Here is a 24,246-nt window from a genome sequence, read left to right as displayed (position 1 = left end):
CCCGCCGATGCCGAACATCGGCAGGAAGCCGAGCGCAAACAGCATCGGCGTGGAGAAACGGATCGAGCCGCCCCACAGCGAGATCACCAGGGCGGTGATGATGATCACCGACGGGATTGAGATGATCATCGTGGTGGTCTGAAAGAAGGCCGAGATGGCGGTGCCCATGCCGGTCAGGAACATGTGGTGGGCCCAGACGATAAACGACATGAAGCCGAGGAAGATGGTCGCGTAGACCAGCGACCGGTACCCCCACAGCGGCTTGCGGGTGTTGTTGGCGATGATCTCGGCGACGATGCCCAACGCCGGCAGGATCAGCACATAGACTTCGGGGTGGGCCAGAAACCAGAAGAGGTGCTGCCACAACAGCGGACTGCCGCCGCCGGCGACATCGAGCGCCTGCCCGGAGACAACCAGTCCGGAGGGCAGGAAGAAGGAGGTGCCCACCACACGGTCCATCAACTGCAGGATGGCGGCCGCCTCCAGCGGCGGGAAGGCCAGAAGCAGCAGGAACGAGGTGACGAACTGCGCCCAGACGAAAAACGGCAGCCGCATCCAGGTCAGGCCCTTGGCGCGCAGTTGTATGATGGTGACGATGAAATTGATCGAGCCCAGAAGCGATGAGGTGATCAGGAACACCATCCCGCAGAGCCACCAGGTCTGGCCGGCGGTGGCGATGCTGGAGAGCGGCGCATACGAGGTCCAGCCGGAGTTGGCGGCGCCGCCGGGGACAAAGAACGAGGCCAGCATGATGACGCCGCCGACGAAGTAGACCCAGTACGACATCATGTTGAGTTTCGGGAAGGCCATGTCGGGGGCGCCGACCTGCAGCGGCATGACATAGTTGCCGAAGGCGCCGACCGCCAGCGGCACGACGCCGAGAAAGACCATGATGGTGCCGTGCATCGCCCCCAGCGAGTTGTAGAATTCGGGGAGCATGATGCCGCCGGGCATGAAGTTCTCGGAAATCCAGCTGCCGATGAGGGGCATGGGCTCGCCGGGATAGGCCAGCTGCCAGCGCATCATCATCATCAGGCAGAATCCGAAAAACAGGAAAACCAGCGCGGTGATGCCATACTGCACGCCGATCACCTTGTGATCGACGGAGAAGATATACCGGCGCCAGAAGCCCAAATCCGGCTCGTGATGGCCGTGGACCGGCGCGGGGTGCGCGCTGTGGGTCGGTTGAGCGGTCTGCTGGTGGTCCATCCGTTGCCTCGTATTGCGGCGAATCGATCAGATCCGGCCGCGTCAGAGTTCAGGTGCGTTGACGCTCTCCCCCCGCTCTCACGCGCCGGCTTTGGGCGTGAAGGTGAAATCGGCGGTGGCGGCGGCGTTGTCGCCGACGGTAATCGTCTGGGTCATCGTGCCGAGTTTCTCATGCCAGGCCTCGATTTCGTAGGTGCCGGGCGGCAGCGGGCCGATTTCGTAGGCGCCCCCCGCCTCGGAGACATCGAAGTACGGATGATCAAGCACGCCGGCGTAGGCGGCCATCCACGAGTGCACATCGCATTTGATCTTCACCATCACTTCGGGCTTGTCGAAGACCTTGGTCACGCGCATCCCCTGCTTGGGCATGGCGAGGTTGAACTGCGAGTTGATCGTGGGGACGGCATGGACGTTGTGCAGGGTCGGGTCGCTGTTGAGGATGGCCAGCGGCTGGCCGGCGCGCAAACCGAAGACATGCGGGAAGTATTCGCATCCCTTCTGGTCGAAGATGGCGGTGTCCGACGGGACCGGCGGCTTGGGCCCGTTGTAGTTTTTCACGTACACAAAGACATTGGCGAAGCCGCCGTTGGCGTCGACGACGTATTCGTTGGTGTAGGCTTCGGTGGCGTGCTGCTTCTGGCAGACGGGGTCGGCGTCCATCATGATCTTGGTGGGCTTGGGCGCGACGCCATCGAACTTGATCCGACCGTTGATGCGCGCGGTGGCCGCCGCGGCCTGGGCGGGCGGGACTTGGGTGGACGGCTGACTGGCCGGTTTGGAGGCGGACTGGTCTCCCCCGCCACCGCCGCATCCGGCCAGCGTGATGAGTCCGGCGCAGGCAAGGGCGGCCGCAAACTGCCGATGGCTGATCGTGCGATCCTTCACAGGTGTGCTCCTTTCAATGTGGCCAAATTGACCGGGCGTCAATTTGACGCTCCGACAATGGTGACAGATTATGTGTTCATTCGGTCAAGGCAAATACTATTTTGTCTGCCGCCACGGTTTGATGACGGGGAACCTCTTGCGCCAGCAGAGATTGACGGCTGATCCCTCTGTGTGACAGACTGTTATACTCTCCACTTCGATCGCAACCCGTTGCCTCATGCGACGGACCATCGCGTGTCTGTGCGGCGATCGCCTTCGGCCCATCTCCGCGCAGATCGAAGCAGCGCGCGTTAAGACATTTCGTGGCATCCCGATAACTCATTGGTAGGGCAGGCGAATCACGTTCCTGACCGGCCGGATTCGCGCGCAGTGGGCTGCAGACACTAGGGATGACGTGAACCGTTCCATGCATTTGACTCCCAGGCCAAGACCGTTTATCAGTCTAGGCATTCTTGCCGCGATTGTGATGATCTCCCTGCTGGAGTCCTTCCACGTCGGGGGGGCAGTGTTGTCGATGGGCTTCGTGCCTCTGGTGGCGGTGGCGTTCATCGCGCTGGGGCGTCGGTCGGGTCTGTTATTCTCGATCCTCTGCACTGCGATCATGGGCATCGACCACCTCTACCACTGGCTGGTGGCGGAGAATATCACGCTGGCGATGTCGGTGGAGCGGCTGCTCGCGCTGGGGTCGATCTGGCTGATGGCGCTGCTTCTGATCTGGCGTGAGCGCATGCATGTCGCGCTGGAGGACAGCCGGGCACAGAATGAGGCGATCCTGATGACGGCGACGGACGGGATTCTCACTGCCGATGCCGAGGGGCGGATCGTCAGCGCCAATCCAGCGGCGGAGGAGATGTTCGGATATCCGTCGGGGGGACTGAGCGGCCTGGCGTTGGAGGAGCTGATGCCGGCGGCGCAACGCGCCGAGCACCACGCGGCCCTGACCGAAATGTTGGATGGGCGCAGAGACGGCGCGGCGGTGGTGGGCACGACGCGCACATTCGAGGGACAGCATCGCGACGGATCGACTTTCCCTGTCGAGGTGACGGTCTCGGTGTTCCACGCCGGCGGCCGGCAGCTTTTCAGCGCGGTGATGCGCGACGTATCGGAGCGACGAGAGGCGGAACAGCGTCTGCGTGAAAGTCAGCGGACGTTGTCGACGCTGTTGTCCAATCTCCCGGGCATGGCGTATCGCTGTCTGCCGGACGAGAATTGGACGATGCTGTTTGTCAGCCAGGGGTGCCTGGCGTTGACCGGCTATGAGCCGCATGATCTGATGCAGAACCGGACCACGACCTATGCGCGGCTGATCTATCCCGACGACCGCCAACGGGTGGCCGAGACGGTGATGCAGTGCGTGCGCGACGACACCAGTTACCAACTGGAGTACCGGATCGTGCGCGCCAACGGCGATATCCGCTGGGTGTGGGAGCAGGGACGCGCGGTCCGCGGCGGCAGCGGCAGCATCCGTTGTCTGGAAGGCCTGGTCATCGACATCACGCCGCAAAAGCGGATCGAGGAGGCGTTGCGCGAAAGCGAGGCGCGCTTCCGCAACATCGCCGATTCGACGCCGATTATGATCTGGGCCTCCGGCCTGGATATGGGGATCACCTTCGCCAACCTCGGGTGATGCAGTTCACGGGGCTGGCATACGACGATCTGATCGGCTCGGGTTGGGTGAATGCCATCCATCCGGACGATCGCGAGCGGGTAATGCACGACTACACCGAGGCGTTTCGCGCCTGGAAACCTTACGCGACCACCGTGCGGCTGCGCCGTCATGACGGGCAGTGGCGCTGGGTGCACATCAACGGCGTCCCGCGCTTCGCGCCCGGCGGCGATTTCATGGGCTACATCGGTTCGTCGCAGGATGTCACCGAACAGCACGAGGTCGCGCTGGCGCTCGCGGAAAGCGAGGAACGCTTCCGCAGCGTGGCGAATCTGACACCGGCGGTCATCTGGATGACCGACGTCGAGACGCACTGTGTCTTCGTCAACCAGACCTGGGAGAAACTGACCGGGCAGACGGTGGCGCAGGCGATGGGGCACGGATGGCTGTCAGCGATGCACCCCGATGACCTTCGTGGGGCCTGGGGAACGATCGAAGAGGCGATGCGCAACCGGCAGCGTTTTGAAAACGAGTTCCGCGTGAAGTCGGCGGAGGGGCGTTGGCGGACGCTGTTGAACACCGGCACGCCGCGCTGGGACATCAACGGGATTTACCAAGGGTTTGTCGGCTCGGCACTGGATATCACCGAGCGGCGCCAGGCCGATCAGATGATCTGGCGGGTGGCTCGCGGGGTGTCGGCGGCGACCGGCGATGAGTTCTTCCGGATGCTGGCCCTCCGTCTGGCGGAAGCGTTGGGCGCCGACATGGTCAGCATCGGGCAGGCGCTCGATGACCCGGCGACGCGCATTCGGACGATCGCCTACGTAAAAGACGGCGCGTTCGTCGACGATCTGGAATACGAATTGGCGGGCACACCGTGCGCTATTGCCCTGGCCGAAGGCAGTTTCGCCTGTGTGGACGGAGTGCAGGAGCAATTCCCCTATGATGATTACCTGCGCGAGCACGGAGCTGCGGCCTATGTGGGCCAGGCGCTGCGCGACAGCGCCGGCGCCATCCTCGGCGTTCTCTGGGTGCTGTTCCGGCGTCCGGTGGAGGACATCAATCGCACGGTGTCCCTGTTGCGCATCTTCGCGGTGCGCGCGGCGGCTGAAAGCGAGCGCCGGCGCGCCACCGAGGCGCTGCGACAGAGCGAGGAACGGTTCCGTCTGGCGCTGGACAATTCGGCGATCCAGGTCTTTCAGCAGGACCGCGATCTGCGCTACACATGGATGTACAATCCCCTGCCCGGGTATGGTCCGTCAGGCGTCATCGGGCTTACCGACGCGGATGTCTTCCAGCCGGAGGAAGCCGCGCTGCTGACCGAACTGAAGCGCGGGGTGATGGAGTCCGGAATCGGCGTGCGCCGACATGTGGTGGTGACGCTCGATGGGCGGCGGCTGCATTTCGACCTCTCGGTGGAGCCGCTGCGTGATGCCAGCGGCGCGGTGACCGGCGTGACCTGCGCGGCGGTCGATGTGACGGAGCGGCAGCGGGCGGCCGACGCCCTGCGGGAAAGCGAAGAGCGGTTCCGTCTTTCGCTGAAGGCCGGGCAGATCATCGTCTTCCATCAGGATGCGCAGTTGCGCTACACGTGGATTCACAATCCGGCGCGACCGGACTCGCGCGAGATCGTCGGTCGAACCGACCGCGAGCTGCTGCCGGCGGAAGACGCCCAGACGCTGGAACGGGTCAAATGGGACGTGCTGCGCAGCGGCGTCGGGAAGCAGACGGAAGTCACGCTCAGTCCCGGCGGGGTGACGCGCACCTACAGTCTGACGATCGAACCGGAGTTCGACGCCAGCGGGCGGGTGACGGGCATCACCTGCGTGTCAACCGACATCACCGATCGCAAGCAGATGGAAGTGGCGCTCCGCGAGAGCGAGAAACGCTACCGCCGCCTGTTTGAGGACGCGCCGACTCCGCTGATGGAGGATGACTTCTCCGAGATCCGCGCCTACCTGGAGCAGTTGCGGGCGCAGGGGGTCGAAGACCTGACGGCGCATTTCGACACGCATCCTGAAGCGCATCTGGAATGCCATCGCCGAATGCGCCCGCTGGGGATCAACAGCGCGGGCCGCAAGCTGCTGGGCGTGACGTCTCCGGCGGACTTGTCGGAGGGAATACTTCCCCTGGCGACAGACGATTGGTTCGAATCATTTGGAGAGTTTGTACTGGCGTTGTGGGCGGGGTGCACGACCTATGAAGCGGAGACGACGCTGTCGTCGCTGGACGGCCACCAGCGGCGGGTGGTGATTAACTCGATGCTGGCGCCGGGCCATGAGCAGACCTGGGATCTGGTCATTACCAGCATGATCGACGTGACCGCGCAGCGCAAAGCCGAAGAAGCGCTGCGTCAAAGCGAATCACGTTACCGACACATGTTCAACGAGTCGCCGATGGCGAAGCTGGAATTGGATCTCTCGGCGGTGCGGAAGCTGTTTTTGACCTCGGGCGCGACGACCGGCCAGTTGTCGGAGACGTGGCGGGAGGACGATCCGGCGCTGTTGTCGCAGTGCATTGCGTTGATGCGGATCAGTTCGGTCAACGACACCGCGTTGCGTGTTTTCCACGCCGCCTCGGAGGAGACCTTGCGCGGCAAAATCGCCGCGCTCTTCACCGAGCGTGCGCGGACGGCCTTCCGCGACTTCCTGAGTCGATTGTGGCGAGGCATCAGCACCTACGAGGTGGAGACGACGTTCCTGACGTTGACGGGCGAGACCCGCATCGGCAAGGTGCATTGCGTGCGCACCACCGAATCCCCCAACGACTGGTCGCAGGTGCTGATCGCGCTGGCGGATGTGACCGACAGCCGCCAGGCGGAAGAAGAGCTGGCGCGGGCCAAGCGGCTGGAAACCGCCGGACGTCTGGCCGGACAGATCGCGCACGATTTCAACAACCTGCTGGGCCCGCTGGTCGCCTATCCGGAAATCCTGCAGGCGAAGTTCCCCGACGAGGGGCGCGCGCACGAGATGCTCCGCGACATGCAGGATGCGGCGCTGCAGATCGCCGAGATCAACCAGGAATTGCTGACCCTGTCGCGGCGCGGCCATTACAACACCGAGCCGCTGGAGTTGAACAAACTGGTGCAGGCGGCGATCCGTACGGCGGAAATTCCCGCCACCGTGGCGGTGGCGATGGATCTGGCCCCCGGCGAGATCGTCATCCGCGGCGGCGGCGCGCAACTGACGCGCGTGATGCTGAATCTGATCAACAACGGGATCGAGGCGATGGACGGTGTCGGCGAGTTGACGGTGCGCACCGAGCGGCTGACGCTGGACGGCCCGTTTCGCCGCCACGCGAACGTGACACCGGGCGAGTATGCGCGGGTGACGGTGTCCGACACCGGCTGCGGCATCCCCGCCGGCGAACTGGACGCCATCTTCGAACCGTTCTACACGACCAAAAAGACCGATCGCAAACGCGGGACCGGGCTGGGCCTGCCGGTGGTCAATTCGGTGGTCGAGGATCACAACGGGTATGTCGATGTCGAGTCGACGGTCGGCCGCGGCACCACGTTTACGCTCTACTTCCCGCTGCTGCGCGACGAGAGCGCGACGGAGGTCGCGGACCGCGGCATCGAAGTCGGCCACGGCGAGCGGGTGCTGGTGGTCGACGACGATCCGCTGCAGCAGCGGGTCGCGCAGACCGCGCTGGAGCGGGTCGGCTACCGGGTGTCGATCGCCGGCAGCGGCGAAGAGGCGCTGGCCTTCCTGGCCGAGCATCCGCAGGATGTGGTGATCATCGACATGGTGATGGGCGGGATCGACGGCGCGGAGACGCTGCGTCGGATCCGCGCGCTTAATCCCGAACAGCGCGCGATGATCCTGACGGGCTATGCGACCTCGGAGCGGGTGCAGGCGGCGCTGGCGCTGGGCCGCTGCGAACTGTTGGTCAAACCGATCCAGGCATCGGCGTTGACCCAGGCAATTCAACGGACGCTCTCGCGACGCGACGCTCCCGCAAACTTGGACGTGTAGTCTCGCTTCGCGGCCAATTGGAAACGCCCCACCGGACTGATCCGGCGGGGCGTTCGTCTTCTTGCGTTGGTCTGCGAATTACCGCGCGATGTCCAAACACGGATCGCACAGCGGCGGTCCGGAGCGCCAGATGTAGTCCACATAACGGACAACGTCAACGACGTCGCCCTGCAGATCGCAATTGACATCGATGGGTTCGGTCGGGCAACTGGCAAACCCGATCGACAACTGGCCGCGGAAGACAATGCTGATGATCTTGACCAAGTCGGCAATATTGTGAATGCCGTCGCAGGTGCCGATCGGCTCCCCGTGGCAGGGGCACTCGCAGATCTCGGTGGTCACGCTCAAATAGACGCGCACATCGAGCGTGGCCGGAGCGCCGGGGGCGTTGATCTGCCGCAGCGTCATCGTGGCGACATAATCGCCGGCGGCCAAGCCGGCGGTGTCGATGTCGACTTTCAATTGCGCGGTCGTGGTGGCGGTGTCGGGGGCGACCAGCAGCCACGGATCGCTGACGAGGACTTCGAAGTCCATCTCGCCGCACCCCGGATCGTTGATCGTGATCATCTGTGAGTCAGGATCGGATTTGCCGACGGCGAAGGTGAAGATGAGCGAGTCGGGATTGGTGTCGAAGCGATCGGGATTGGGCTGAATGGTGATGGTGACCACCTGTGAATCGGCCAGGTCGCCATCGGCGACGATGAAGGTCACGTTGTAAACGCCCGAGTCGGTGCAGACCGTCGGCCATTCAACGGCGGCGCCGCAATTGCCGTCGTTGGTGAGCGTGGCACCCGGCGGGGCGTTGGCCATCGAGAAATTCAGCTGCGGACAGGAGTTGTCGACATCGGAGCCGCTGATCGTAAACGAGAGTATCAGTCCGGCAAGACGCGACTTGGGCGTGATGTTGGCCAGAATCGGCGGATCGTTGACCGGCGTCACGGTGAAGACGACGGTGTCGACATCGGTGTTGTTGTCGGGGTCTCTGACCGTAAACCGGATGGTCTCGGTACCGAACCAGTCGGGATAGGGAGTGGAGACGGTTGCCACCCGCGCGGGGCTGATGGAGACGATCAGCTGGCTCTGCCCCGCCGCGGTCCAGGTCAGGACGTTGTCGGGATGGTCGGCGTCGGAGACGAAGTTGTCGAGCGTAATCGGCGTGAAGCTGCCGCCTTCGGGAATCGTCTGATCCGGGATCGGCGTAATCACCGGCGGAAACTGAGGATTGCCGACTTTGATCGTGCTCCGGGTGAAGGAGGGCGGCACGATGTTGGTCTGCTCGTCGACAAACGAGAGGTGATTGGCCGGCCGGACGCAGCAGGTGTCGATCTCAATGAAGCCGTCGGTGTTGTTCACGTTGAAGGTGAAAAGGAACGAGGGGGTGCCGGGCGGATCGCTGCCGGGCGCCATCGTGATATCCTCGCCGGCGTTGGGATCGCCGGTGCTGACGGTGGCGTGCATGACGGCATCAGGGCTGATGAAATCAATCTGGGCGGCGGCGGTATTGTACGTGTTCGAGATCGGGCCGCTGCAGGCCGGTGACGCGGTGACCGCGTATCGACGCGCCGTAATGTTGGCCGCCGGCCAAGTTGGACCGGCCGGACCCAGCGGGCTGTTGTTGACGCGTCCGCCGGCGGTCGGGCCGAAGGTGAAGGCGGTGGTGACGTATGTGCCCGGGGAGGCCGAGCGCAATTCGAGCGGCAGGACCAGGGCCACGATCGGGATATCGTTTTCGACATAAACGCCCACGGTGACACCGGTGGCGCCCAGCGCGACATTCTTCGATTCAACGGAGACGTGGTTGGCGGCCCATCCAGGGACCGCGGCCAGGACCAGCAACAAACCCACCAGCAGTCCACGGGTCTTGTACATACGATCACCCTCCTGTGATCAGCGCCGGACGTGTGTGTAGAGCACTCTGTCGAGCCAGAAACCGGAGAAGTAATGCGCGGTACCGGACGGCTGAAACGGACGCCGAACCGTCACAACACCTCCGTACAGTTACACCGCGCCGCACAGGTTGTCAAGCATTCAAAGCGGCAGGGCGGCCGCGGTCATCTGCGTCCGGCGCATCGCCAGGGCGGATGCAGGACGAAAACGACCAATGTCACGATCGCCGCGACACCGGTCGACAACGACAGCAACCACAAAGGGATGTCCCAGTAGACCAACCAGGTCAGCACACGCGCCAGAAAGGGCTGCGCAACCGGCTCGGCGGCCAGCGCCGCTTCCCACTCGGTCAGTGGACAGGCGCCGCGATTCCAGAGTGGAACTGAGGCGGTGGCGATGATTGCGGCCAGATGAAGGATGCGGAAGTGCTTCCAAGTCCAAACGCGCGGATAACGAAATCCCAGGATGGCCAGAAGCACACCGGCGACCATCCAGAGGACCCAGAGGGAATGGATGCTGAGCAGGAAAATCCGCATGCTTTAGTCTCGAGGAAAAATCAATTGACCGAAAATCGGTCTTAATTTATATTATTCAACGAATTGGCGCCCTCACTTAAAGTACCAACGCGCCACGCAAGTTGCGAAGTCCCAATTGCAGGTCCCGCGTTCATCTGCGACATCATATTCTCCGCAGCGAGACTGGCACGCCAAATGCACTGACGATCACCGCGAGGGCCGGAAACCGGAGAAATTTAGTGGTTGATTGTGGAGACGCTTTGAGGCGATTATGCGAACTGGCGGCCATGATGAAGTGCCGACCTAACGGGGTTCCGCCAACGCGTTGATAGACAAGGCATTGCCACATGACGGACATAAGATCAGGCGAAAATCCGTGCCCCGTCTGTCGAAGTGTGGGCAATGTGCCATATATTAGATGGGTACACCGCAACTGCAGCAACTTAGCAACGCGGTGCATCCTGCGACCCCGATGGGTCGTCGATACGAAGCACTTGGAACGATCCAGATCCTGAAAGTCAGTCCCACTTCTCGCCCCCGGGGCGCGGGGCGCGAGTGCGCTTACCGCACCATTTTGACCTCTCTGGGGGGGACAAAAAAAGTGCCTTTGACGCCTGTTCAGCGGCTGAGCATGCTGTGCGGATGTCGATAAAGAGATTATAGGAATCGACGCTTAGGAGGATTGCACATGCAGGACTATGGGCGATGTCGCATCGGTCTCCGGAGTCCCTGGTTGGGGATCGGGGCGCTGGTACTCTTCTGTCTGGCTTTGGCACTGCCGTCGGCGGCGCATGCGGCGACGTTGACGACGGATCGGGCGGACTATCCCCCCGGTGACACAGTATGGATCACCGGCGCCGGTTATGGGTATTCGGCGGTCAGCCCCACGGGGGGCGAGACGGTGGAGTTCTATGTCCGTCACGTGGACAAGTCGGGGGCTCTGACCGGCGAGTACGGGCCCTGGACGGCCGCGGCCAACGCCAAGGGCGCCGTGTCGACCTTCTGGGTGGTGCCCTACAATGACAGCATTGTGGGCGCGACGCTGGAGCTGACCGGCACGGGGTTGTCGTCGGGCTTGATTGCCTCGACGATGTTCACCGATGCTAACGTGGTCCTGGACATCACCACGGTCGTTCCCGATACGATCTGCCCCGGAGACACGACGCGTCCCGGGCGCGACTCGCTCTATCTGTGCGCGCGTCTGCTGCAGGGCAGTTGCAACCTGCCTCTGCCCAACCGCCCGATCCGGTTCTACTGGAATCCGGGCAACTGCGGCGTGGACAGCGACGCCGAGGGCGAGGACACGGTGTGGACGGACGCCAACGGCTACGCCTGCACCGATCTGCCGGTGCCGGACGAGTCGGGCAACTGGGTGTTGCGCGTCAAGTTTGAGGGGGAGGACAAGCCGAGCCCCTGCCCGACCCCGGGCAACAGCGCCTGCGACCCCAACGATCCCAACAGCAGCAAGCGCTGCGTCAATCTGTCGGCGTCGAACATCTGCAAACCGGTGGTGATCGATACCGTGGTTTGCTGCCAGCCGCCGGTGTGCAGTCTGCTGGTGAATCCGACACCGCCGGCCTGCCTGAACGGTCCGCACATCGTGCCGTTCGTATCGATCGATCCGCAGGGCGGTTCGACGACCTGCACGCTGTACGGTCCGGGCCAGTTGATCAACGGCGCGTGGACCTACACGCCGACGGGCGGCGAGACGGTCAATGTCCGCATCGTCTGCAAGGTAGCCTGCGGGGATTCGTGCGTGATCGCGTTTTCGGCGACCTACCCGACTCGAGTGCCGCCGGTCTGCAACGTGCCGGACGACACGACGATCCAGCAGTGCGATCCGACGCAGGTCTCGCTGCCGGTGAGCGCCACGGGCGGCACCTGCGCGATCACCAGCGGGCCGGGAACGTTGGCCAACGGCTTCTGGACTTACACGCCCTCGGGCGACGAAGTGGTGACGGTGACGGTCGCGTGTGCGAGCCCCGACTTCTGCGACACCTGCACCGCCAGCTTCTCGGTGACCTTCGACATCAACGATCCCCCCAGGATCACCTGTCCCGACAATAAGATCTTTGACTGCGACAACATCGGTTCATTCGGCACGCCGACGGTGGCGGATGACCGCGACGCCAATCCGTCGGTCTATATCGTGAGCCGTGATTCCATCGCGGGCAATTGTGACTATGCGTACACGCTGCGTTTGCGCTACGTGGTCAAGGACGCCTGCGGCGACAGCGCCTATTGCGACCAGTCAATCACGGTGCAGGACACCGCGCGTCCGGAGATCGTGTGCCCGGCCCCGCTCACCTTTGAGTGCGACTCGGTGCCGGCCGACGCCGACCTGCCGAAGCCGACGGTGACCGACAATTGCGACACGAACGTGGCGTTGCAGGCCTTCCCGGCCTCCTCGACCACGATTGAGTGCCCGCAGGGTTATCACAAGACCATCCTGTGGGTCGCCACCGACGATTGCGGCAACGTGGATTCGTGCACGCAGGTGATCAATGTGGTCGACACGACGCCGCCGGTTCTGGTCGGCTGTCGGACGCTGATCACGATTGCCTGCGACAGTTTCTACACCAAGTCGATTGAAAGCGGCCTCTCCCCTGTCCTGCCGACGGCGGAGGACAACTGCGACGACAGCGTGGCGGTGCAATATCGCTACATCCGCAGCGGCGGCACATGGCCGTGTAATTACTATGACAGCGTGGCGATCTGGGCGGTGGACGACTGCGGCAACGTGTCGGACACCTGCTACCAGCGCCTGGAGCTGGTCGACACGACCGCGCCGGAGTTTGACTGTCCGGACTCCACGTTGCTGGAGTGCGGGGTGATTGACTTCCCGGCGCCGCCGACGGCGACCGACAACTGCTCGCAGCCGACGATCAAGTTGATCGGCGAGCGGCATGAGGACAGCACCTGCTACGGCGCCTACCGGATCGTGCTGACCTGGGAGGCGATGGACGCCTGCGGCCTTGCGGATACCTGCGAGCAGGTCATCCGCTACCGCGACAGCGCCAAGCCCACCTTTGTGGAGTGCGAGCCGCTGCGCTATGAGTGCGACGAGGTGCCCAGCGTGTTTTCGCCGCCGGTCGCGACCGATGTCTGCGACCCGTCGGTGGAGGTGACGCTGGTGGACCAGGCCGACACGGTGGTCGGCGGTTGCCCGCAGCGCTACTCCTTTAATCTGTACTGGCAGGCGATCGACGATTGCGGCAACGCCGACACGTGCATCCAGACGGTCTATGTGACCGACACGACCCCGCCGGTCATGACCTGCCCGCCGGACACGGCGCTGTCGTGCGACGAACTGCCGCTGACGAAGGCGGGAAGCTGGGTGGCCGGCTCGGGCATCAAGGGTGATGAGCCCAATCCCTGGCCGTTCGGAATCCCGGGCGCCAAGGACAACTGCGATGATTCACCGGAGATCTATGGGACCATCCTGAGTCTGGATGGAGCGTTCCCGTGCAATCTGTATCTGATCGTTGGCTACTATTCGGTCGACTCCTGCGGCAATGTCTCCGACACGTGCCGACAGACGGTGATCGTGCGCGACACGACGCCGCCGGTGGTCACCTGCCCGCCGGACACGACGGTCGAGTGCGATGAGCTCACGGATGCGTTGAGGAACGCGACGGTCGGTCAGACCATTTCGGTTCCCGGCCTGATCTGGCCGTATGGAGCGCCGAGCGGGACGGACAATTGTTCCGACACGGTCTTCATCGTCGGGCCGTTCGTGAGCCGCTGGATCGATCAGAACCCGTGCCACATCCAGTATGAGCTGGCCTATATCGGCTACGACTTGTGTCAGAACGCCGACACCTGCTATCAGATCCTGACGATCGTTGACACGACCGATCCGGTCATTGCCTGTCCGGAACAGGATACGGTGCCGTGTTCGCAGATTCCGACGGGCTGGAACCCGCCGCCGGCGACCGACAACTGCGATCCGCAGGTGTCCGTGACGCAGCTGGGCGAGCTGCGCTGGGGCTATGCCGACTGCCCGATTCCCGACACAATCATCGTGACCTGGGTGGCGGTCGACGACTGCAACAACGCCGACACCTGCGAGCAGGTGATCATCGTGATTGACACTGTGCCGCCGGTTTTGACCTGCGAGCCGTTGCGCTACGAGTGCGACGAAATCCCGGCCGAGTGGCCGACGCCGCTGGCGGTCGACAACTGCAACGCGCAGTCGACGGTGACGCTCCTAGGTGTCAGCGACACGACGTATGGCGACTGTCCGCAGCGTTACACGTTCACTCTCTATTGGGAGGCGCGGGACAACTGCGGCAATGCCGACACCTGCCACCAGCAGGTGTTTGTCATCGACACGACCGCGCCGACGATCACCTGCCCGCCCGACACGGTGGTCGATTGCGCCGAACTGGCGGGACCGGCCGGCGGCAAGGCGCTGCTGGACGGTATCGCCTCCGGCGCGGCCGGCAAGGACGCCAACGGCTGCTACGACTATGACTGGCGGTACGGCAAGCCGGTCGCCACGGACAATTGCGACGACACGTTGTTCTATTGCCTCTACGGCGTCCGGCGTCTGAGCGTCGACACCTGTCGCGCGGTCTTCGAGCTGCAGTTTACCGCCATCGATGATTGCGGCAATTCCGACACCTGCTCGCAGCGTGTGACTTTCGTCGACACGACAGCGCCGGTCCTGGTGTGCGCGCCGGACACGACGGTCTACTGCGCCGGCGACGGCGGACTGGATTGCTGGGCCGGCAAGTCGGGTCCGCAGAAGCTGAGCGAGAAGTATATCTGCGAGTACCGGTTGATCGACACGCTGTACGACGCGTGCGATCCGGAGATCGACTACTACGCGCATTTCTCGGTGCACTTTGAGAAATGCCCGCAATATGTTCGCGCCAAGCTCTGGGCGGTGGACGATTGCGGCAACATCTCCGACACCTGTTTCTGGACCGTGTGGTTTGTGGACACGGTGGCGCCGGTCATCACCTGCCCGAAGGACATCCGTCTTGAGTGCGGCACCGATCCGGGCGATCTGGGGATGGCCACGGCGACCGATGATTGCGACGGCCAGGTGACGGCGACGCTGGTTTCGGTGGACACGGTGGCCCAGCAGGGCAACTGCTACATCGAGATCGCGCGGACGTTTGCGGCGGTGGACATCTGCGGCAACCGCAGCACCTGCACGCAGACGATCATCGTGGGCGACTCGACGGCGCCGGTGATTACCTGCCCGCCGGACACCACGGTCACCTGCGAGGAGCTGGACCAGCGCGAGGGCAAAGCGGCGCTGGCGTCGCTGGCGGCCCTGCCGGCGAAATCGTTGTCGGGTGAGGAGCCTTGCCTGACCGGCTATGACTACCGGTACGGCCGCCCGAGCGCGACCGACAATTGCTCGGAGTATAACATCTGTCTGTATGATGTGGACCTGCTGGACACCAACCCGTGCCACGTGGTCTTCGAGCTGAAGTTCGCGGCAATCGACGCCTGCGGCAACGTCGACACCTGCGCGCAGCGGGTGACGTTTGTCGATGAGACGGCGCCGGTGCTGGTGTGCGCGCCCGACACGACGATCTATTGCGCGCGTGACAAGGCCGATTGCATCCAATTGAAGGGGACCGATCCGTTCCGGCTCGACAAGAGCAACTTCCTCTGCGGGTTCCGGATGGTGGACACGGTCTACGACGGTTGTTGCGACAGCGTCGAGGTCCTGGCACGGTTGACCTACCATCTGAACAAGTGCCCGGCGTACATCAAGGCGTTCATCTGGGCGGTCGACTGCTGCGGCAACGTGTCCGACACGTGCACGTGGATTCTGAACATCGCCGACACGACCGCGCCGGTCGTGACCTGCCCGAACAACCTCTATTATGAATGCGACGACAAGCAGGGCGATTGGGGCTGGCCGTCGGCGACCGACAACTGCGACGACGCGGTGGAGGTTGTCCTGCTGAGCCAGGACACGACCGCCGAGGGTTGCGCGATGATCATTGCGCGCACGTTTGCGGCCAGGGATCGTTGCGAGAACGAGGGCCGGTGCGTGCAGACGATCACGATCGCCGACACGACCGCGCCGGTCTGCCGCCTGCCGGTGGCGGATACGTTCTTCCTCTGCCACCCGGACACGACCATCTGCCTGCCGGTTTCGGCGACGGACAACTGCGACGAGTCAGTGACCTGCACGGTGGTGCAGGGGGCCGGGCAGATCATCGACGGCCGTTGGTGCTACACTCCGACCGCCGTCGGCGGGCCGGTGTCCTCGGTCATTCGGTGCGTGGACGATTGCGGCAACGCCTGCTCCGGGCAGATTGACTTTTTGTTCATCATGAACGCGCCGCCGGAGTGCCGAGTCCCGGACGACACGACGATCTATCTGTGTGATCCGGCGACCATTACGCTGCCGTTGTCGGCATCCGATTCGAATGGCAACTTCAGCCACTGCGCCATCAAGGAAGGCCCGGGCACACTGACAGCCGGCGCGCAGCACGGCACGTATGAGTGGTCGTACGGCGCCACCAAGGATGAGACGATCTGCGTGACGGTAGAGTGCGTTGATTCGTGCGGCGCGTATTGCGTCGACAGGTTCTGCGTGACGATCAATGTGACCGAGCCGCCGCAGTGCTACCAGACGCCGGATACGACGGTGGCGCTCTGCAATCCGGAGCCGATCTGCGTGCGTGTCGATTGGCCGGATCCGGCCGTTTCAAGCCGGACCTCGGACGTGGTGCGCACGACCAAGGGCGGCGCGCGGCGCGTGACGCAGCCGACGCCGCAACTGCCGGGTTCGCAGGGCAACACCGGATCGTCGAACAAGGGCGCGCTGGCCGGGTGCAACATCCTCGCCGGACCGGGCACGCTGGATGGCGACTTCTGGTGCTGGACGCCGCCGGATTATGACACGTCGGTGACGGTCCTGATCCAGTGCGCCGACACCTGCGGCCACACCTGCCAGAACGAGTTCACGGTGAACTTTGACATGAACGTCAACCCGACTTGCTCGATCTTCGTGGAGCTGGTCGATCCGATCTGCACGCCGGACACCGACTTTGTGCCGCTGGGATCGTTTGATGTGGACGGCGAGACGCGGTGCCGCCTGATCGGTCCGGGGCAGTTGGTGCCGGGCGGCTGGCAGTATCCGAATCCGGCGCCGGGCACATCGGCGCAGGTGACGATCGTCTGCGCCGACACCTGCGGCGATTCGTGCGTGATCGACTTCACGCGCAACTATCCGCAGCGCGTGCCGGTCGAGTGCCAGGTGCCGGGCAATATCGACACCCTGCTGTGCGGACCGACGACGCTGTCGTTCCCGGTCTCAGGCGGGGTGGGCGCGACCTGTCAATTGGTCGCCGGACCCGGCCAAATTGTGAACGGCCAGTGGAGCTACAACGCGACGACGGACGCCAATTTCACGGTCACCGTCCGATGCCTGTCACTCTGTGATTCCTGCCAGGCGTCGTTCAATGTGTCCATCGAGATGAACGATCCGCCGAGCTGTGTCCTGCCGGCCGATACGTCGTACTTCCTCTGTGCGCCGCAGCGGATTTGCCGGACGGTGTCGGCCATCGACCCGAATGGCAACCTGATGTCGTGCGCGTTGGGCGTGGGCGCACCGGGCACGCTGGTCAATGGCGAGTGGTGCTACGACGTGACTGGCGACGGGCAGTTGACGGTGCCGATTGTGTGCACCGACAGCTGCGGCGCCACCTGCTCGGGCAGCTTCACGGTGAGCTTTGATGTCAATTCGCCGCCGACAATCGACCTCGGCCCCGACCAGTCGCTGCTTGTGACGACGCCGCCGACGCTGGTGTGCTTCACCTACACCGTTGGCGATCCGGACGGCCCGGGCGGATTGATCGAATCGCTGGTTTCGGGTCCAACGGGCACGACGATCAACACGGCGACCAATCAGGTGTGCTGGTCGGCGAACGCCGCCGGAGTGTTTGAGTTCGTCGTGCGGGTCGATGACCCGTGCGGCGCATCCGATGTGGATACCGCTTATGCGCAGGTCGGTAATCCGCAACCGCCAGTGTGCATGCTGCCGGGCGACACGGCCCTTTCGAGTTGCGGGACATCGGAGATCGCGTTGCCGGTGACGGCGGTGGGCGCCAATCCGCCGTTTAGCTGCGCGGTGATCGCGGGACCGGGGACGGTGTCGGGCGGCTTCTGGCGGTGGACGCCAACCGCGGATGGCACCTATGAGATCGTGATCCGTTGCACGAGCGCGGCGAACGCCTCATGTGACGGCAGTTTCCGCATTACCGTGGATGTCAACCAGCCGCCGGTCTGTTCGGCGCCGCCGACGGCGATGTGGTGCCTCTGCCCGAATCAGCCGGCGACGATGACGATGCAGGCGACCGACCCGGACAACAACATCGTCAAGTATGAAATGATCAGCGGGCCGGGCTCCTTCAGCGGCAACGTGTGGACCTATTACCCGCCGAATGAGGACGAGTTGATGGTCCGGTGGCGCGTGATCGACGCCTGCGGCGCGGCCGACACCTGCCAGACGACGCTGCAGATCGACTTCAACGATCCGCCGATCCTGACGGTGCGTGACGACACGACGGTCACGCTGTGCGATCCGAGCCAGCCGTTCTGCCGGCTCCTGAACATCTTTGATCAGAACAACAACGTGACGTCGGTGGTGGTAACCAGCGGCTACGGCACCGTGCAGCAGCAGGGCAATCAATGGTACTGGTGCTTCACGCCGCCCGCGGACGGCAAGTACAGCGCAACAGTCCGCGTGACCGACGCCTGCGGCCAGACATCGACGCGGACATTCACGGTGACGTTCATCCTGATCGATCCGCCGGCGTGCAACCTGCCGCCTTCGGGCACATACCTGTTCTGTCAGTCGCCGGTGTGCATCCCGATTGCCGGCAACAACCCGCCACCGCAGCGCGGGGTGACCTGTCAGATCATCGACGGACCAGGGTACATTTCCAACGGCAACTGGTGCGTCAACATCACGCAGAGAACGACGTTCAACATTGTCATTCGCTGCGTCAACAGCTGCGGCGGCAACTGCCAGATCAGTCGGACTTACACCTTTGAAGTCGACCCGAGAGATTGCGACGGCGGCCAGGCGGGTGTGGGTCCGGATGGCCAGCCGGTGGTGACGGGCATGCAAGCGGGTGATGTGGACGCGTCGGGCGAGATCAACATCGCCGACCTGGCGCTGCTGACGCATATCGTAAGCCAGATCAGCGGCAAGGCGACGGGCGCGGCCCTCAACGTGGGCAGCGCGTCGGCGGGATATTCGAGCAACGCCGACGTCAACTGCGACGGGGCGATCAACCGCCGCGACATCGCCGATCTGACCGCCTACCTCTTCAACAGCGGCCCGCAGCCCTGCACGACGAAGTAGCGGGTCGGTAACACGTCCATCCGACGGCCCCGGCGCAACGCGCCGGGGCCGTTTGTTTTGATGCGGGTGGGGCATTGTAACAAAGATTCCAAGCCGGCAAAGAGCGCCGGCTTGGAATGACGGAGGGGACTATTGCCCAGGTGGGCAGCACGCGCCGGCCTGGAATGACGGAGGGTGATTTATAGTCGGCGCGAAGGGGTGGACGGGAGGCGTCCTGCCTCCCGTCCCCCTTCCCTGCCGCGTCTCACGGACAGGGCACGCAGTATTCGGTTGCCGGATTGGCGGCGCGGAAGGCCACGTTCACAGTTTTGACGACATCGATGACGCTGGTCACACTGTCGCAATTGACGTCGGTGCGATACCACGGGCAATTCTGGTTGGGATCGCCGATCTCGGCGCCGGCGCGGAAGGCCACGTTGACGCACAGCACGATGTCGACCACGTTGCTGATGACGCCGTCGCAGGAGGGGTCATGGGCGCAGTCGCAGGAGCACTCGCACAGGTCGCCGATGCCGTCGTGGTCGGCGTCTTCCTGCAACGGGTTAAAGTCCGACGGACAATTGTCGCAGGGATCGCCGATGTTGTCGGCGTCGACGTCGGACTGGCCGACATTGGGCGCCATCGGACAATTGTCGCAATCATCGCCGGCGCCGTCGTTGTCGGAATCGGCCTGGCTCGGATTGACCAGCCCGGGGCAGTTGTCGACATCGCCGCAGGCGCCGTCGCCGTCCTCGTCGTCCAGCGGATCGTTGGGACAGACATCGCAGGGATCGCCGGTGCCGTCGTTGTCGACGTCGGATTGGGACGCGTTGGCGGTGATCGGGCAGTTGTCACAGACATCGCCGCGGCCGTCGCCGTCGGCGTCGGCCTGATTGCCGTTGGCAACATCGGGACAGTTATCGCAGACATTTCCAACGCCGTCTGAGTCGAGATCCTCCTGCTGGGGATTGGCGATGTTCGGGCAGTTGTCGCAGGCGTCGACGCGCCCATCGCCATCGGCGTCGCCGGTTCCGCCGGCGGGACAATCGTCACAGGCATCGCCGATGCCGTCACCATCGCCGTCGGACTGATTGGGATTGGGCGTATTCACACAGTTGTCGCAAAGGTCGCCGCGCAGATCGCCGTCGCTGTCCAGTTGATTCGGATTGGTAACGAGCGGGCAGTTGTCGCAGGCGTCGCCGAGAGCGTCGCCATCGGAGTTGACTTGCGACGGGTTGGCGAGCGAGGGGCAGTTGTCGACCGGGTCGTGGACGCCGTCGCCGTCCACATCCTGGATGCCGATAGTGATTGTTCCTTTGACAAAGTCGGGCACGGCCAGAAGCGCGCCCTCGCCGGTGCAGCCGGTTGATCCCCCGGGCGGATAGACGAAGGATAGGTGGTTTTCCGGGGTGACGCAGCAGGTGTCGATCTCGAACTGACCGGGTGTGGAGGTGACATTGAAGACAAACTCGAAGGATGGGATGCCGCCCAGCGACGGGACACCATCGGTGCCGGCGCTCAGGCAGGGGTTGTCGATGTCCTGGCCATAGGCGGCCCAGAGCACGGCGTCGGGCGAGACGAAGTCGACCGCCGCGGCGCTGGTCTGCCAGGTGTGTGAGGCCGGGCCGCTGCAGGAATTGGCGGCGGCCGGCGACGGGAAGTAGCGGCGCACGACGTTGCCGGCCAGATCGCTGGCAATCACACGCCCGTTGGCGGTCATCCCGAAGGTGAACGTGCCGGCGATATAGGCGCCCGGGGTGATTGAGCGGATCTCCAGCGGGAGGACCATGGCGCTGACATAGAGGTCGTTGGTGATCGACACGCCGACGTGGACACCGGTCTGGCCGACCAGCACGGATTTGGACTCCACGGCGACTTCATTCTGTGACGGGGCATCGCAGAGATCGCCGATTCCATCGCCGTCGAAGTCGCCCTGATCGGGGTTGTAATCGGCCGGGCAATTATCGCAGGCGTCACCCACGCCGTCGGCGTCGCCATCGGTCTGCAACACGTTGGCGTCGTCGGGGCAGTTGTCGCAGAGATCGCCGATGCCGTCGACGTCGGCGTCTTCCTGCGCGGCGTTGACGCGCATCGGGCAGTTGTCGCACGCGTCGCCGACCAGATCGCCGTCGGCGTCCTCCTGCCCGGGATTGGTTGCGCCGGGGCAGTTGTCGCAATCGTCACCCAAAGCGTCGCCGTCGGCATTAACCTGCGACGCATTGGCTCGGCCGAGACAGTTGTCGACGTCGTCGCAAACGCCGTCGCCGTCGGCGTCGTTGCCCGGATCGTTCGGACAGGGATCGCAGGGGTCGCCCATTCCGTCGACGTCGGAGTCGGTCTGGGCGATGTTGGCGTGGTCGGGGCAGTTGTCGAGGGGATCAACGAGGCCGTCGCCGTCGCTGTCGGGAGTCCACGTGCCGAGACGCAGCGCGGGCTTGTCGCCGGCATTGAGGAATTGTCCGCCGACATACAGACTGCTGCCATGGCGAGCCAGCGCGCGGCCTTCGGCGCCGAGCCCGGAGCCGAGACGGGACCAGGAGAGGCCGTCCCACTGCGCAATGCGGAACGCCGGGAGACCATCGGCGGAGGTGAATTGCCCGGTGGCAATCAGTTTGAGTCCATAGACGCCGACCGCAAGGACTCGCGCTTCAAAACCGGTGCCGAGCGCGTGCCAGGCCGTGCCGTTCCAGGCGGCGATACGTCCAACGGGAATCGTGCCATTGGCGGCGCTGATGTTGCCGCCGACAACCAGCTCGCCGTCAAACTCCATCAGGGCGAACACGGGGCCGTTGACGCCGCCACCGAGCGGATTCCACGAGGTACCGTCCCAGCGGGCGACGCGATTCAGAGTGGCTGAGCCGGCATCGGCCAGCATGGTGCCGGCGTTGGTAAAGATGCCGCCGGCGTAGAGTTGGCCATCGAAGGCCGCCAGCGCGTTGACCGTGCTGGCGAGGCCGCCGGCGAGCGGAGACCACGCGGTCCGGTCCCAGCGGGCAACGTTGTTGGCCGGAAAGCCGCCGGCCTGTGTGAAGGCGCCGCCGACATAGAGGTCGCCGTCGAAGGAGCATAGCGCGTTGGCTGGACCGTTGACGCCGCCACCGAGGGTCGACCATGAGGCGCCATCCCAGGCGGCCACGCGCGAAGCGGCGATGCCGCCGGCGATGGTGAAGTCGCCGCCGACGATGAGTTTGTCATCAAAGACGGCCAGACTGAGACCATTGTTGTTCAGCCCGGAGCCGAGGGCGCTCCATCCGGAGCCGTCCCAGGCGGCGATCCGTGAGGCGGCGATCATGCCGATGCGCGTGAAGGCGCCGGTCGCGATCAACTTGGAGTCGTAGACAACCAGTGCGTTGATCTGATTGTTGGCGCCGCTGCCGGAGGCGCCCAAGAGTGACCACGTCGCGCCATCCCACGTGGCGGCAAACTGGGCCATCGTAGCGCCGGCAGTGAAGAATGTGCCGCCGGCGCAGAGGTCGGCGCCATAGACGGCAAGGGCTTCAACAAGGTTCGATGTGCCGGCGCCGAGGGCGGACCAGGTTGCGCCATCCCAGGCGGCGATGTTCGAGGCCGAGACGGTGCCGGCGGTTGCAAATGCGCCGCCGACGATCAGGTCGCCGTTGTAGATGGTCAGAGCGCGGGCAATGCCGTTGAGACCGTCGCCGAGAGCCGACCAGCCGGAACCATCCCAGCGAGCGATGCGGTTGGCGCCGACGCCGCCGGCGTTGGTGAACCCGCCGCCGACAATCAGGTCGGTGCCGTACTGAAGCGCAGTGAAGGCTTCGGAATTGAGTCCCGATCCGAGCGCGTGCCAGGCGGCGCCATCCCAGCGCGCCACTTTCATGGCCGGCGAACCGCCCGCCTGATCGAAGTAGCCGACCGCGACCAGATCGGCGCCGTACGTGGTGACGCACTCGACGGAATTATTGACGCCGGAACCGAGACTGCTCCACGCGGAACCGTTCCATTGGGCGATGAACCCGACCGACGCGCCGCCGGCGAAGCCAAAGTAGCCGCCGGCGATGAGATTGCCGGCATAGACGGTGAGTGTGCGCACGGCGGCGTTGGTGCCGGCGCCGAGCGCGGACCAGGAGGCACCATTCCAGGCGGCGACGTTGTTGGCAGCGGCACCGCCGGCCAGCGTGAACTGGCCGCCGACGACCAACAGGCCGCCGTAGACGACCAGGGAACGACCAGCGCCATCCAGCCCGCTGCCGAGCGCGCGCCAGACGACGCCGTTCCAGCGGGCAATGTGGTTGACGGTGACGCTGTCGGCGGTGGTGAATTCGCCGGTGGCGATCAGCTCGCCGCCATAGATTGCCATGGCGGTGACTTCGCCATTGAGGCCGCTAAAGAAGTTCTGTGCGGACCACCAGGTGTCTTCGGGGGCGGTTTCGATGCCGTTGCGGGAGAAGACCGGATTGCCGGTTTCCGGGTCGATCCCCGCGGCCAGTCCGGCCAGATCGACCGTTCCACTTGCACCGGAAGCGGACAGGGCCGCGAAATCGAGCGTCCCATCCGGGCGCAGGTAGCGAGTCACATCGACGCGCGACTGCGCATTCACGCCATCCGGAGACTCCTCGGCAACCATCGGCGCGGCGCCGGCGGCAAGGAGCGACACGGTGACCACCGACAGCCACAACCAACCGCGAGCGGAACGCATGACCCACCTCCCAACGATGACACAACGTTGACCGGGCAATATGGGATATCCGGACTGCCAGAGCCGGACCGGGATCAGGACGGATTGAGGCGCTCAAGTCTGACGACCTGACTACGATCCCACATTATCGTAGTACCGGGTTGACCGATTCTGTTACAACGAAGCGGGCCGCGGCCCGGAGG

The 24,246-nt window shown here is 64.2% G+C and carries 8 protein-coding genes; 3 read left to right on the top strand and 5 right to left on the bottom strand.

Translation table 11 applies throughout. The features are described 5' to 3' along the window. Both VNN55_08940 and VNN55_08935 read right to left on the bottom strand, forming a co-directional pair. Positions 1-1,209, bottom strand: a 1,209-nt coding sequence (locus VNN55_08940; protein ID HWO57676.1) for a cbb3-type cytochrome c oxidase subunit I, incomplete at its 3' end; no start/stop codon positions are given. 78 nt (positions 1,210-1,287) lie between these two features. Further along, complete coding sequence (locus tag VNN55_08935) at positions 1,288-2,094, bottom strand: carboxypeptidase regulatory-like domain-containing protein (protein ID HWO57675.1); 807 nt, start codon at positions 2,092-2,094, stop codon at positions 1,288-1,290. Between the two features lie 466 nt (positions 2,095-2,560). Between VNN55_08935 and VNN55_08930 the strand changes: the two genes are divergently transcribed. Together VNN55_08930 and VNN55_08925 are read left to right on the top strand one after the other, a co-directional pair. Beyond that, complete coding sequence (locus tag VNN55_08930; GenBank protein ID HWO57674.1) at positions 2,561-3,721, top strand: PAS domain S-box protein; 1,161 nt, start codon at positions 2,561-2,563, stop codon at positions 3,719-3,721. Continuing rightward, entirely contained in the window at positions 3,721-7,677 is a 3,957-nt protein-coding gene (locus tag VNN55_08925) for a PAS domain S-box protein (GenBank protein ID HWO57673.1), read from the top strand. Before VNN55_08930 ends, VNN55_08925 begins: the two co-directional genes overlap by 1 nt. Before the next feature lie 78 nt (positions 7,678-7,755). Here VNN55_08925 and VNN55_08920 read toward each other — a convergent pair whose 3' ends face one another. Both VNN55_08920 and VNN55_08915 read right to left on the bottom strand, forming a co-directional pair. Then, positions 7,756-9,546 (bottom strand): hypothetical protein, encoded by a 1,791-nt coding sequence (locus VNN55_08920; protein ID HWO57672.1) that lies wholly within the window; start codon positions 9,544-9,546, stop codon positions 7,756-7,758. A gap of 182 nt (positions 9,547-9,728) precedes the next feature. After that, entirely contained in the window at positions 9,729-10,100 is a 372-nt protein-coding gene (locus VNN55_08915) for a DUF2784 family protein (GenBank protein HWO57671.1), read from the bottom strand. 712 nt (positions 10,101-10,812) lie between these two features. Here VNN55_08915 and VNN55_08910 point away from each other — a divergent pair. Then, on the top strand, positions 10,813-19,425 hold the full coding sequence (locus VNN55_08910) for a dockerin type I domain-containing protein (GenBank protein HWO57670.1): 8,613 nt from the start codon (positions 10,813-10,815) through the stop codon (positions 19,423-19,425). A gap of 244 nt (positions 19,426-19,669) precedes the next feature. On the opposite strand, the gene VNN55_08905 is transcribed toward VNN55_08910, so the two are convergent. Beyond that, the gene (locus tag VNN55_08905; GenBank protein HWO57669.1) at positions 19,670-24,064 is read right to left on the bottom strand and encodes a thrombospondin type 3 repeat-containing protein; all 4,395 of its coding nucleotides are present in this window, start codon (positions 24,062-24,064) and stop codon (positions 19,670-19,672) included. Between the last annotated feature and the right edge of the window lie 182 nt (positions 24,065-24,246).

Source organism: bacterium (assembly GCA_035559435.1).
Lineage (GTDB): Bacteria > Zixibacteria > MSB-5A5 > WJJR01 > WJJR01 > JACQFV01.
Note: the sequence above shows the minus strand (reverse complement) of the source record. Positions and strands in the feature narration are given on the sequence as shown.